This is a genomic window from Kitasatospora sp. NPDC127067 (genome assembly GCF_042724755.1).
GTDB classification, from domain to species: Bacteria; Actinomycetota; Actinomycetes; order Streptomycetales; family Streptomycetaceae; genus Kitasatospora; species Kitasatospora lactacystinica.
The window spans coordinates 1-13046 of sequence record NZ_JBHXEM010000186.1 but is presented as its reverse complement, the minus strand read 5'-3'; the positions used below and the strand labels follow the sequence as shown (position 1 = coordinate 13046).

Annotated in this window: 12 protein-coding genes; 1 reads left to right on the top strand and 11 read right to left on the bottom strand. The window is 74.4% G+C overall.

Annotation, left to right across the window (positions count from 1 at the left end; translation table 11 throughout):
- Positions 1 to 47: 47 nt before the first annotated feature.
- From ACFWJ4_RS38595 to ACFWJ4_RS38545, 11 genes are all read right to left on the bottom strand, one after another.
- The gene (locus ACFWJ4_RS38595) at positions 48 to 1289 is read right to left on the bottom strand and encodes a CynX/NimT family MFS transporter (RefSeq protein WP_380553314.1); all 1242 of its coding nucleotides are present in this window, start codon (positions 1287 to 1289) and stop codon (positions 48 to 50) included.
- A gap of 63 nt (positions 1290 to 1352) precedes the next feature.
- Positions 1353 to 2075 (bottom strand): FadR/GntR family transcriptional regulator, encoded by a 723-nt coding sequence (locus ACFWJ4_RS38590; protein WP_359898045.1) that lies wholly within the window; start codon positions 2073 to 2075, stop codon positions 1353 to 1355.
- Positions 2076 to 2300: 225 nt separating this feature from the next.
- On the bottom strand, positions 2301 to 3146 hold the full coding sequence (locus ACFWJ4_RS38585; protein ID WP_380553312.1) for an HAD family hydrolase: 846 nt from the start codon (positions 3144 to 3146) through the stop codon (positions 2301 to 2303).
- A gap of 52 nt (positions 3147 to 3198) precedes the next feature.
- On the bottom strand, positions 3199 to 4473 hold the full coding sequence (serS, locus tag ACFWJ4_RS38580; protein WP_380553309.1) for a serine--tRNA ligase: 1275 nt from the start codon (positions 4471 to 4473) through the stop codon (positions 3199 to 3201).
- A 551-nt stretch (positions 4474 to 5024) separates the two neighbouring features.
- A complete protein-coding gene (pheA, locus tag ACFWJ4_RS38575) occupies positions 5025 to 5960 on the bottom strand; it encodes a prephenate dehydratase (protein WP_380553306.1) in 936 nt (311 codons plus the stop codon).
- Positions 5961 to 6095: 135 nt separating this feature from the next.
- On the bottom strand, positions 6096 to 7415 hold the full coding sequence (gene efeB, locus ACFWJ4_RS38570) for an iron uptake transporter deferrochelatase/peroxidase subunit (protein ID WP_380553303.1): 1320 nt from the start codon (positions 7413 to 7415) through the stop codon (positions 6096 to 6098).
- A gap of 5 nt (positions 7416 to 7420) precedes the next feature.
- The gene (locus ACFWJ4_RS38565) at positions 7421 to 9469 is read right to left on the bottom strand and encodes a FixH family protein (protein WP_380553300.1); all 2049 of its coding nucleotides are present in this window, start codon (positions 9467 to 9469) and stop codon (positions 7421 to 7423) included.
- A gap of 13 nt (positions 9470 to 9482) precedes the next feature.
- On the bottom strand, positions 9483 to 9998 hold the full coding sequence (locus ACFWJ4_RS38560) for a copper chaperone PCu(A)C (RefSeq protein WP_359898035.1): 516 nt from the start codon (positions 9996 to 9998) through the stop codon (positions 9483 to 9485).
- Positions 9995 to 10663, bottom strand: coding sequence for an SCO family protein (locus ACFWJ4_RS38555; RefSeq protein ID WP_359898031.1), 669 nt, complete (start codon positions 10661 to 10663; stop codon positions 9995 to 9997). Before ACFWJ4_RS38555 ends, ACFWJ4_RS38560 begins: the two co-directional genes overlap by 4 nt.
- A 77-nt stretch (positions 10664 to 10740) precedes the next feature.
- On the bottom strand, positions 10741 to 11490 hold the full coding sequence (locus tag ACFWJ4_RS38550; protein WP_380553297.1) for a YcnI family protein: 750 nt from the start codon (positions 11488 to 11490) through the stop codon (positions 10741 to 10743).
- A 184-nt stretch (positions 11491 to 11674) separates the two neighbouring features.
- The gene (locus tag ACFWJ4_RS38545) at positions 11675 to 12499 is read right to left on the bottom strand and encodes a hypothetical protein (RefSeq protein ID WP_359898027.1); all 825 of its coding nucleotides are present in this window, start codon (positions 12497 to 12499) and stop codon (positions 11675 to 11677) included.
- Positions 12500 to 12729: 230 nt separating this feature from the next.
- Here ACFWJ4_RS38545 and ACFWJ4_RS38540 point away from each other — a divergent pair.
- On the top strand, positions 12730 to 13046 hold a 317-nt coding region (locus tag ACFWJ4_RS38540; protein WP_380553294.1), incomplete at its 3' end, for an ATP-binding protein.

The window sequence follows — 13046 nt, the reverse complement described above, 5'->3', positions numbered from 1 at the left end:
CCTGAGGGTGTCCGGGGCCCACTGCCGCGTTCTCGCCGGCCAGCGGCTCAGAGGGTGCGGTTGCGGCCCGCGCCCCAGCCGGCCGCGCCGACCACCAGGACCAGCACCAGCATCAGCACCAGCGGGGTCTCCCAGCCGCCGGTCAGCTGGCGCAGCGCACCCGCGCCGACCGGGCCCGCCGCCGCGACCAGATAGCCGATCGCCTGCGACATCCCGCCCAGCTGGGCGGCACCGGCCGCGGTGCGGGTGCGCAGCACGATGAACGCCAGGCCCAGGCCCAGCGAACCGCCCTGGGCCACGCCCAGGATGGTCGCCGACACCCACGCGGCGGAGACCGGCGCGACCAGCAGCATCGCGATGCCCAGCCCGTTCAGGGCGACCATGGTCAGCGCCAGCCCGCGCTGGCTGGTCATCCGGCCGGCCAGCAGTGGCACCAGGAAGGCGCCCGCCACCTGCACCAGGTTGGAGAAGGCGAAGACCAGACCGGCCTGGCCGCGGTCCATGCCGTGGTCGGCCAGGATGGTCGGCATCCAGGCGACCAGGGTGTACACCAGCAGCGACGAGATGCCCATGAAGAGGCTGATCTGCCAGGCCAGCGGGGACTTCCAGATGCCCTCGATCGGCTTGGCCGGCGCGGCGGCCGCGGCCACCGCCCCCCGCCGCTCCTGACGCGAGCGCAGCACCTGCGGCAGCCAGGCGACCGCCGCGATCAGCGCGAGCAGCGACCAGGCGCCCAGCGAGGCCCGCCAGCCGCCGCCCAGCGCGTGCTCCAGCGGGACGGAGGTGCCGGCCGCGAGGGTGGCGCCGACCAGCATGGTGGTCGAATAGACGCCGGTCATGGTGGCCGCGCGGTCCGGGAACTCGCGCTTCACCAGGCCCGGCATCGACACGTTCAGCACCGCGATGGCCACGCCGATCACCACGCAGCCCGCGTACAGGGCCGCCACCGAGGGCAGCACCCGCAGCAGCACGCCCGCGCCGAGCACCAGCACCGCGCCGAGCACCACCCGCTCGGCGCCGAAGCGGCGGGTCAGCCGGGGCGTGAGCGGGGCGCCGACGCCCTGGAACAGCACCGGGACGGTGGTGATCAGCCCGCTCGCGGTGGCGGACAGGCCGAAGGTCCGCTGGATCTCGCCGACCATCGGGGAGACCGCCGCCAGGCAGGCGCGCATGTTCAGCGCGACCAGCAGGATGCCGGTCAGCAGCAGGAGCGGATGAGCCGCCCGGGCGCGGAGGGGGAGCGGGGCGGACGTGGTGACAACCGGCTGCTGGGCACGGGTGACGGCCATGGATGTGCTGTTCTTTCGTGAAGGTGCGTGGATGCGGACGGCGGAAGGGAGGCTCGCGCCGTCCTACTTCCGCGCCGCGATGGCCGCGAGCAGCTGCTCGACGGCCGCGGTCGGGCCGGCGAGCAGCGCACGACACGCCGCCTCGGCCCGGTCCGGGTCACCGCTCTCGATCGCGTCGACCAGCGCCTCGTGGGTCGCGACGACCGCCTCGGGCATGTCGTGGTCGCCGAAGGCGGAGGTCATCGCCTCGCGTACGGAGGCGCCGAAGTAGCGGTACACCTCGGCCAGCGCGGGGTTGTGCGCGGCCTCGACGACGGCGGTGTGGAACTCCAGGTCGTGCTCGACGGTGGCCTCGCGGCTCGCCCGCTCGGGGTGCGCCGCGAACACCTCGGCCTCACGGGCCAGCGCGGCGCGCATCCGCCGGATGTCCTCGGGGGTGTGCCGCAGCGCGGCCAGCCGGGCGCCCTCGGTCTCCAGCGCCGCGCGGACCTCCAGGACGTCCCGGATGCCCGAGCGCTGGACGCCGCGCAGGACGGACGCCGGGTCGCTGGTGGAGCGGACGAACGTCCCCTCGCCCTGCCGGGAGACCAGCATCCCGGCGTGCACCAGCACCCGGATGGCCTCCCGCACGGTGTTCCGGCCGACGGCCAGCTGCTCGGCCAGCTCGTGCTCGGTGGGAATCCGCGAGCCCACCGGCCACGCCCCACCCGCCAGCTGCGCCCGCAACTGCTCGATCGCGGTGTCCACCAGGGAGCGCCGCCCGGCCGCCTGCAAACCGCCGCTCATGCCGGACCTCCCTTTCCACCGCACACGTCATCACCGGTCGTCGGTCATCCTACAACCGCTTGCCCGGTCATCCTACAACCCACCCCTGACCAGCCCATGAACCCTGGATGTACCCCCGGACACGGATCCCCGCACCCCACCAGGGGCGCGGGGACCTGTGCGCGGGGCAGGAGATCGCGGCGGGTGCCCGATGCCCGGTGGCCGGGCGCCTCCCCGCCGGAGGTGTCAGCGCTGCGGGTAGAGGCGCTCCAGGACCGCGGCGACGCCGTCCTCGTCGTTGCTGGTGGTGACGGCGTCCGCGACGGCGAGGAGTTCCTCGTGGGCGTTGGCCATGGCGACGCCGTGGGCGGCCCAGCCGAACATCGGGACGTCGTTGGGCATGTCGCCGAAGGCGATGGTGTCGGCGGCGCGGACGCCCAGGCGGCGGGCGGCGACGGCCAGTCCGGTGGCCTTGGACAGGCCGAGCGGGAGCAGTTCGACGACGCCGGCGCCGGCCATCACCACGCCGACCAGGTCGCCGGCGGCGCGCCGGGCGGCTTCGGCGAGGGCGTCGTCGGTGAGGGCGTGGTGCTGGATGTAGAGCTTGCTGAGCGGGGCGTCGAACAGTCCGCCGCGATCGACCCGGACGACCGGCAGGTCGGAGCCGATCAGCAGCTCGTAGCCGGGGCCGGCCAGCACCTGGCCGTCGAGGCCGTCCTGGTTGGCGGCGATGGCCAGCGGGCCGGTCTCGGTCTCGATCTTCTCGATCGCGAGCGCGGCGAGCCGCCGGTCCAGGGTGAGCGAGGTGAGCAGCTTGTGCGCGCCGGCGTCGTACACCTGGGCGCCCTGTCCGCAGACCGCTATCCCGGTGTAGCCGATCTCGTCGAAGACCGGGCGGGCCCAGACCGCCGAGCGCCCGGTGACGATGATGTGCAGCGCGCCCGCGCCGGTGGCCGCGGCCAGGGCGGCGCGGGTGCGCTCGGAGACGGTCTCCCCGCTGGTGAGCAGGGTCCCGTCGAGGTCGGTGGCGACCAGCCGGTAGGGCAGGCCGCCACCGCCGGGGGAGGCGAGGCTGGGGCTGATGGTGCTCATGGGCCTTACGTCTCCCGGGAGTTGCGGGTGGTGCTGGGTGGTGCTGGCCGGGTTACTTGACCGGTTCGAGGACGGTCCGCCCGCCGAGGTACGGCCGCAGCGCCTCGGGCAGGACGACCGAGCCGTCGGCCTGCTGGTGGTTCTCCAGGATCGCCACGATGGTGCGCGGGACGGCGACCAGGGTGCCGTTCAGGGTGGCGAGCGGGCGGGTCTTGCCCTCCTCGCGCATCCGGATCGCCAGCCGGCGGGCCTGGTACTCGGTGGTGTTGGAGGTCGAGGTGACCTCGCGGTACTTGCCCTGGGTGGGGATCCACGCCTCGATGTCGAACTTGCGCGCGGCCGAGGCGCCGAGGTCGCCGGAGGCGACGTCGATCACCCGGTACGGCAGCTCCAGCGCGTTGAGGAAGTCCTTCTCCCACTGGAGCAGGCGGCGGTGCTCGTTCTCCGCGTCCTCGGGCGTGGTGAAGACGAACATCTCCACCTTCTCGAACTGGTGGACGCGGATGATGCCGCGGGTGTCCTTGCCGTAGGTGCCGGCCTCGCGGCGGAAGCAGGACGAGTAGCCGGCGTAGCGCAGCGGCAGCTTGTCGGCGTCGAGGATCTCGTCCATGTGGTACGCGGCGAGCGGGACCTCGCTGGTGCCGACCAGGTACCGGTCGTCCTCGGCGAGGTGGTACACGTTCTCGGCGGCCTGGCCGAGGAAGCCGGTGCCGTCCATGGCGGCCGGGCGGACCAGGGCCGGGGTGATCATCGGGGTGAAGCCGGCCGCGGTGGCCTGGGCGATCGCCATGTTGACCAGGGCGAGCTCCAGCAGCGCGCCGACGCCGGTCAGGTAGTAGGAGCGGGCACCGGCGACCTTGGCGCCGCGCTCGGTGTCGATCGCGCCGAGGATCTGGCCGAGCTCGACGTGGTCGCGGGGCTCGAAGCCCTCGGCGGCGAAGTCGCGCGGGGTGCCGATCTCCTCGAGGGTGACGAAGTCCTCCTCGCCGCCGACCGGGGCCGCCGGGTCGATGAGGTTCGCCAGCGAGCGGAGCAGGCGGTCGGCCTCCTCCTTGGCCGCGCCCTGTTCGGCGTCGGCGGCCTTGACCTCGGCGGCCAGGTCCTTGGTGCGCTGCAGCAGGGCGGCCTTCTCGTCGCCCTTGGCCTGGGCGACCTGCTTGCCGAGCACCCGCTGCTCGCTGCGCAGTTCGTCGAAGCGGCTGCCCGAGGACCGGCGCCGTTCGTCGGCGGAGAGGAGGGCGTCGACCAGGTCGACGTCCTCGCCACGGACGCGCTGCGAGGCGCGCACTCGGTCAGGGTCCTCACGGAGCAGGCGAAGGTCAATCACAGGCCCAAGCGTACCGGGCGACCGTTCCTCCACCAGTACGGCATTTCCCCTGGGGATAACTCGCCCGATCCTGTGGATAACTTCTGTGGGGAACGCTCCGCCACCGGGTTATCCACAGGCCCGACCCCTGGCCTGTGGATCCAGGGGGAGGATGGCCCTCCGTGTGAACGAACCAGGGAATTGAGGTTTCAAACCTCAATCAACCTTCCCGAGTGAGGGAATTGAAGCACTCGGACGGGTGATTTGCTGGCAACCGGGTGACTCTGGTCCGATTGGTCATCTCTGCGACGCAAACCGATGGTCCGACCAGTTCTGGGCAATGGCTATACCGGTTTGTCGACTCTCCCCCGGCCTGTGGATAACTCGGGGCTGTGGACAGCGGGGAGCCCTGTGGACAGCGGCCCCCGGCCCCGGGCCGCCTGTGGACGACGGACGGGGCCGTCCGCCCCGCCCGGTCGACCCGATCCGAAACAGTCGGAAAAGGTCGGAAAGACAAAAGATGCAATCAGGGTGTCCGGACGGCTGCGGAGGTCGCCGATGCCCCGCGGGCCTCAGATGTTCCCGCGGCCGTCGAGGGCGCGGGAGAGCCAGTCCGCCGCCGAGGAGAAATCCTCGTCCGAGGTCCCCGGCCGCCGGTGGGTGGACTCCTGCCGGTCGGCGCGCGGATAGGAGCCCAGGTACCGCACCTGCGGGCAGATCCGCTTGAGCCCCATCATCGCCTCGCCGACCCGGCGCTCGGACAAGTGGCCCTCGCAGTCGATCAGGAAGCAGTAGCTGCCCATGCCCTCGCCGGTCGGGCGGGACTCGATCCGCATCAGGTTGACCCCGCGCACCGCGAACTCCTGGAGCAGCTCCAGCAGCGCACCCGGGTGGTCGTCCGGCAGCCAGACCACCATCGAGGTCTTGTCCGCGCCGGTCGGCGAGGAGACCCGGCCCGGCCGGCCGACCAGCACGAACCGGGTGGCCGCGCTCTTGGCGTCCGCGATCTCCTTGACCAGCGGCTCCAGCCCGTAGATCGGCGCCGCGAACTCCCCGGCGAACGCGCCGTCGTAGTGGCCCTCGGAGACCAGCCGGGCGCCGTCCGCGTTGGAGGCGGCCGACTCCCACTTCGCCTCCGGCAGGTTGGCCGCCAGCCAGCGCCGCACCTGCGGCTGGGCCACCGGGTGGCTGGTCACCGTCTTGATCCCGGACAGCTCGGTGCCCGGTCGCACCAGCAGCGCGAAGGTGATCGGCAGCAGCACCTCACGGTAGATCATCAGCGGTGCGCCGGAGGCGAGTTCGTCGTTGGTCGCGGTGACCGCGCCCTCCACCGAGTTCTCGATCGGGACGAACGCCCCGGACGCCTCCCCGCCGCGCACCGCGTCCAGTGCCAGCGCCACCGAGGACAGCGGCACCAGCTCCCGGGTCGCCGCCTCGGGCAGGGTGTGCAGGGCCGCCTCGGTGAACGTGCCGGCCGGTCCGAGGTAGGTGTAGCGGGTGGCCGACATGATGCCTCCGTGGGAATCTCGGTGCTGCGCGGGCGGAGTGTGCCGAAGCAGTCACCCTAACGACTCCGCGGCCCCGGCAGGAAAGCGTTCCACCGACCGGAACCGCGGCGGTGCGTCCCGGTGAATCCGGGGGAACTACCCCTCCAACAACTGCTGTCCGAGGTAGCCGCCGGGCGGCGGGCCCGGTGGCAGCGCGTACAGACCGCCGGCCTCGTGCCGCAGGAAGCGGGAGAGGCCGTCGCCCCGGGAGAGCTTGCGCTGCACCGGGGTGAAGCCCTTGCGCGGGTCGGCCTGGAAGGCGAGGAAGAGCAGCCCGGCGTCCGGGGAGCCGTCCGGCAGCAGCCCGTCGTGGTACGAGAAGCCGCGGCGCAGCATCGCCGCCCCGCCGTTGGCCGCCGGGGCGGCGACCCGGATGTGCGCGTCGGCGGGGATCGCCAGGCTGCCGTCCGGGCCCTGCGCGGCGAGGTCGACCGGGGACCGCTCGCCGGCCCCGGCGGGTGCGCCGAGCGGGGCGCCGTCCGACTTGCGCCGACCGATCACCCGCTCCTGCCGGTCCACCGGAAGCGCCTCCCAGTGGTCCAGCAGCATCCGGATCCGCCGGAACACCAGGTACGAGCCGCCGGCCAGCCAGCCCGGCTGGTCGCCGCCGGCGGCGCAGAACACCGTGGCGGCGAAGCCCTCCTCGTCCGGACGGGGGTTGTTGGTGCCGTCGATCTGGCCCATCAGATTGCGTCCGGTCACCGGCCGCGCGGCGGCGCCGGGGGTGCGGGCGAAGCCGGCCGACTGCCAGCGCAGCGCCGCCGTCCCGGCCGCGAGCCGCTGCAGCACCCGCAGGGCGTGCACGGCGACCAGGGCGTCGTCCGCGCCGATCTGGACGAACAGGTCGCCGTCGCCGCGGGCCGGGTCGAGCGCGTCGCCGGGGAAGGCGGGCAGCGGTTCGAGCCCGGGCGGGCGGCGGTCGGCCAGCCCGGCCTTGTCGAACAGGGCGGCGCCGAAGCCGACCGTGACGGTGAGCGAGCAGGGCCCGGCGTCCAGCGCGACCTGGTCGTCGAACTCCTCGGCCGGCTCCCCTGCGGTCAGCCGCTCGGCGGCCTTCGTCCAGCGCTGCAGCAGGGTGCGCAGCCCGTCCCGGCCGACGCCCACGGCCAGGTCGAAGGCGGCGAGCTGGACCCTGGCCTGCGCCGGGTCGGTGATCCCGGCCTGGTGCTCGCCGCGGAACGGCACCCGGGCGGAGCCCAGCGTCCCGCCGGACGGGCCCGCCGCGTCCGCCGTCCCGCCCGGCCGGCCGTCCAGGGCGACGGCCCCGGCGACGCCCGCGCCGGCGCCGGCCAGCAGTCCGGCCCCGGCGGTGCCGAGCAGCGCCCGCCGGGTGAAGCCCGCGGGCCCCGCCGGACCCGACCCGTGGTCCGTCGGGCCGGGCTCCGCCGCAACGTGCCCCGTGGAGGTGTCCGTCATCCCGCTCACCCGATCCTGAACTGCTGGGTCGGGGTGGTCTGGTCGATGTCGGAGGAGCGGATCTGCACCGACACCACCCAGTTGCCCGCCAGCGGGAGCTGTGCGGTGCCGATCCAGCGGCCGGTGCCCTCCGGGGTGAGCGCGACCGGCAGCGGGCCGAGGTCGCGGTCCGGCAGGGTGAAGGCGAGCTCCACCTCGGGGACGTCCACCGGCTGCCCGTCCGCGCCCGCGAGCGCGAGCGTCACCTCGTTCGGCCCGGTCCGGGCGGGGTTGAGGGTGACGGTCGCGGTGCCCTTGGCGTTCGGCGTCCGGCCCTTGGTGTCGTACGGGAGCTTGAGCTCGACGGTGCGGCCCGGCTCGGTCTGCGGCGCCACCGGGGCCCCGCCGGCCGCCGGAGCGGCGGCCGCCCCGGCCTTGAGCTCGCCCGCGACCCGTCCGGGCGGGGAGTTGGTGAGCATCGTGGTGACCACCAGCACCGCCACCGCGACCAGCGCCTCGACCAGCACCGAGCGGCGCAGCCCGGCCCGGGTCGGGGTCAGCCCCCGGTCGCGTCCGGCGCTCCGCAGGGCGGCCCGCTGGCGTTCCAGCTGCGCCTGCCGGACCGGGTCCTCGCTGTGCGTCGCCACGGCGACCGGTTCCGGCAGTTCGGCCGGTGCGACCTCCACCGACTCGGCCGGGGCCGAGCGCAGCCGGGCCAGCCAGGAGCGGGAGATCCAGGCGACGCCGAGCATCGCGACCACGCAGCCGCTCTTCACCAGCAGCAGCCGCCCGTACTCGGTGCCGGTCAGCGCGCCCCAGCTGCCCAGGCCCCGCCAGGACTGGTAGATCCCGGTGACGGCCAGTACGGCCACCGAGCCGAAGGCGATCCTGGAGAAGCGGTCCACCACCTCGGCGCCGACGCCCTCGCGCAGCGCGACCAGCAGCGCGGCCAGCCCGCCCAGCCAGAGCGCCATGGCGAGCAGGTGCAGGATGCCGAGCGGCAGCGCCAGCCAGACCTGGATGCCCACCGAGGCGTGGTCGGCGCCGACCCAGGTCGCCGAGAGGGCGACCGCCAGCACCAGCCCGGCCACGCCGAGCCCGAGCCGGACCTCGCGCTGCGGCCGTTCGGCGGCCCGCCGCTCCAGCTCGCGCAGCTCGGCGGCCTCGGCGTCCTCCTCGGACACCGCGAGACCGGCGGAGCCGGCGGAGCCGTCGGAGCCCTCGGAGCCGTCCTCGTCCCGCGGCTTCGGGACGACCGGCCGCGGCGGCTGCCCCAGCTGCCCTACCAGCAGCGACAGGAACACCCCGCCCGCCGCGAGCAGCAGCAGCCGGGCGGCCAGCGCGGTGCCGATCCGCTCGTCCAGCGTGGCGCGCATCAGCGACAGGTCGAAGGCCTGCCCGACCCCCGAGCCGCGCTCGTACGGGCCGCGCAGCATCAGCACGGCGACGGTGGAGACCAGCAGCGCCGTCCAGCCGGTCATCAGCAGCCGCTGCACCCGGCGCCGGGCGGTGCCGGCCGGCCAGCAGATCAGGACGAAGGCGGCGACGCCGACCAGCAGCGCGAACGCGGTGTACGCGACGGTGCGCCCGGTCCCGTACAGGAAGGCGACCAGGCCGTCGGCCTCCGCGCCCTGCAGCGCGGTCGCCGACACCGAGGTGTCCGAGGGCGCGCCGATGGAGAAGGTGAACGCCCCGCCGACCGGGTGCGAGTCGTCCGAGACCGCCCGCCAGGCCACCGTGTACGTGCCGTTGGCGAGCCCGCCGCGCAGCCCGACCCGGGCGGTGTTGCCCTTGCCGTCGGCGTGCGCCGGGTTGCCGGTGTCCACGGCCTGGCCGGCCGGGTCGAGCACCCGGACGGAGTCGCCGGAGAGCGAGACGGACTCGCTGAACGTCAGCGTCACCGCCTGCGGGGCGGTGGCGACGACCGAGTTCTGCCGCGGGTCGGTGGAATCCAGGGTGGCGTGCGCGGAGGCCGGACCGGCGCCCGCGAGCATCAGCGCGAGCAGCGCGCCGAGCACTCCGAGCACCCCGGCGATCCGGCGGTGGGTGGCCTTCTCCAGGCCGGCCGACTGCATGGTGGCGGTCCCCTTAACTCTGGCTGGGCCGGTAGGTGAGCTCCTTGACCGGAACCTTGACGGAGATGGTGCCGGACTTGGCGAAGGTGAGGTCGAGCTCCAGCTCGTCGCCGAGGGCCGGGGTCTTCTGCCATCCCATGATCATGAGGTGGTTGCCGCCCCGGGCGAGCTGCAGGGTGCCGTGCGCGGGGACGTCGAGACTGTCCACCTGCTCCATGGTCGACGCGGTCGAGCGGTGCATGGTGACCGACCCGGCGGCCGGGCTGGTCACCTTGAGCAGCTCGTCCTGCCCGCCGTCGTTGCGGACGGTCAGGTAGCCGGCCGCCATGCCGCCGGCCGGGGGCAGCGGGATGTAGGAGTCGGCGACGCTGAGCCTGGCCGGGCCCCCGGCGGCACCGTCCTGCCCGCCCGTGCCGCCGCCCGTCCCGCAGGCGGCCAGGATGGCGCCGCCGCCCAGGGCCGTCGCGACGACGGCACCGAGCAGGGCGGTGCGGCGGAAGCGGCCGGTTCCGGTCTGCACCGAGGTCACGCCGCGACCCCCTTGGCGAGCAGCGGCAGGTCGTGCTCGTAGGTCTTCTCCTCGGTGCCGCTCATGTAGAGCACGTGCGCCTTGTCGTCCGAGGGGAGGAAGGCCAGCACCTGCGCGCCGTGGGTGGAGGTGACCGTGCCGTCCCCGTTGACCACCGGGTCCTCGATCATGATGCCGAGCGACTTGGCCGCGGTCTTCACCTTGGCCAGGTCCCCGGTGAGGCCTATGAAGTCGCTGCCCATCGAGTCCAGCCAGGTGCGCAGCACCTGGGGGGTGTCGCGCTGCGGGTCGGTGGAGACGAAGACGACGTTGACCTTCTGCCGGTCCGCCTCGGGGAGCGCCTTCATCGCGACGCCGATGTCGCCCATGGTGGTCGGGCACACGTCCGGGCAGCTGGTGTAGCCGAAGAACAGCAGGGTGGCCTTGCCGTTGGTCTGCTGCCGCAGGTCGAAGGGCCGGCCGGAGGTGTCGGTCAGCTGGAGGTCCGGCTTCTCGAAGTTCTTGGCGAGCTTGGTGCCTTGGTACGGGGTGTCCTCCTTCTGCCGGGTGACCTTGGCGACGGTGGAGTCGCCGCCGGAGGAGCCGCAGGCGGACAGGGTCAGGGCGGCGGCCAGCGCCAGGGCGGCCGCGCCGGCCAGGCGGGTGGTGCGGGTGGTGCGGGGCATGCGAGTTCCGATCGTGCGCGGTGGGCCGCCGGCGGGGCCGCACCCGTCCTGCGGGTGCGGCGCCGCCGGCGCGGGGGTCAGGAGGCGGAGCCGCCGTTCTTGCGGCGCAGGCCGAGCACGCCGACGGCGGTGCCGATCACACCGACCACGATGCCGACCACGCCCAGGGTGCGGGCGGTGGAGTCGCTGGACTTGGCGTCGCCGGTGGAGGCGGCGTGGTCGGAGCTGTCCCCGTGGGCGCCCGCGGCCGGGGACGCGGTGACGCCGTGGCCGTCGCCCTCGGCGGCCTTGGTGAGCTTCAGGACGGGGGCGGGCTTGGCCGGCTCGGGCTGGCCTTCCTTGGACTCGTCGATCCAGCGGGCGATGTCGCCGTTGTCGTAGGTCTGGAGGGTCTTGAAGACCAGGCTGTCGGTGTCGGTCGGCAGCGGGCCGAGCGAGACCCGGAACTCCTGGAACTGGCCGGGGGCGATCTTGGTGCCGGCGTCGGCGGTCCAGGTGATCTTGGAGACGGCCTCGGTGACGTCGTTGCCGTGCACCTTGATCGGCTTGTCGAGCTTGGCCTTCTCGACCGCGGCGGTCCAGCCCGGCAGCGGCAGGGTCCGGACCGAGGCCAGCGGGTGGTCCAGCGGGAGGTTGACCTCCAGCTTCACCGTGCCCGCGGTGTCGCTCTCGTTCGGCACCCGGAAGTCGACGGCCGTGTAGCCGCCCTGGGCGGCCGCGCCCGGGTTCACGGTGACGTGCGCGAAGGCGGGGCCGGCCAGCGCCACCACGGAGGCGGCGGCGGTGAGGGCGACGGCGGCGAGACGACGGGTGGGAAGGGAACGCATGATGCGGGTCTCCGATCGGAGCTCGGCGGCAGCCGGTACCGGGCGACGGACACGATCCGTACCGCGGGGGCCGCGCGTGGGGAGGTGGGGGCAGAGCCTCGGGCCGCCCCGGTGGTCGGGGGAACGGCCGGACGGTGCGCACACCGGCACCCGACGCGGCCGCAGGGCCGCCGGGAGACGCCGGTCAGTACGCGAGGGCCCCGCACGGCGGACCGCGCCGCACCACGCTGTGCCGCAGCACCGCACCCGTCGGGAACAGGCTCTCCCCGCCCCGGGCACCGAACCGGCGGGCCGGGCCCGCCACGCCGAACAGACCGCGCAGCAGCGCGGCCACCAGCGCGAACGCCGTGCGCAACGGCGCCGCCCAGTGCTCCCGGGCCGCCGTGGCGGCCACCCGCAGCAGCCGCCACAGCGCCGCCTCGCCGCGCCGCAGCCACCAGCCCGCGACCAGCGCGGCACCCAGGTGCCCGGCCAGCATCGACGGCGTCATGCCGAGGACACCGGCCTGCCACCAGGGCGCGGCGGCGAACGCGTGCGGATCCAGGCCCGCGGAGGAGACCAGCTGCTCCGCGGACGGGCCGCCGGACAGGCCGAGCAGCGTGCCGGGGCGCGCCTCGTTGCAGATCAGCCGACCGGCCACCTGCGGCACGGTCAGCGGCCCGGGGCCGCCGTGGTGCATGCCCGGCATGGAGCCGTTGAAGCCGTTGAAGCCGTGGAAGAGACAGTGCAGCCCGAGCTGCCCGGCACCCAGCGCCCCGGCGATGCCCGCCAGCGAACGCTCCCGCCCGCCGCAGACCGCCGCGAACGCCAGCACCGCGGCGAAACCCAGCGCCAACGCGGTCGGCGGCACGTTCCCGCCCCCCGCCAGGGCGTGCCCGGCGGCCGCTATCAGGGTGCAGACCAGCGCGAACGGGACCGCCCGGGCAAGCCGCAGGTCCCAGGCGGCGGACCCCACCGGCTGAGCCGGTCCGGGGGCGCCCGGGAGCGGGGCGGCGGCGAGGGCAGTCATGGCCGGGCCATCCTCTCATTGCGTACGCCGCCGACACGGGCAGGGTGGGAAATCCCTACGAATGCCCCTTTCGGCGGCGGCGTGCGAGGGGGCGTACGTGTCGCCCGGCACAGACCCCGTCCCCCGGTCCATCCGCCGAACGGGCGGTAGCGGCCCCCGGGCACGGTTCACCCGCGAATCGCCCGGAGATACCTAGTTGTATGTGGAGCCGCAGCCAGGAGGGACCTCCCGTGGACATCTGGTGGACTCTGCACCTCAAGCGCGACCCGGCCAGCGTCCCGCTGGCCCGGCGCATCCTGCTCGGTGCGATGGCGACCGCGGGCGTCGACCCGCAGATCGCGGACGACCTCGGCGTCGCCCTCACCGAGGCCTGCGCCAACGCCGTCGAGCACGGCGCCACCGGGCGGCCCGACGACGGCTTCCAGGTCACCGCCTCGATCTGCGGCGACCGGCTGCGGATCGAGGTCACCGACTCCGGGCCCGGCCTGCCCGCCCCCGCTCCCGCCGGGGCCGCCGCTCCCGCCGCCGTCCGCCGCCCGGCCGCCCC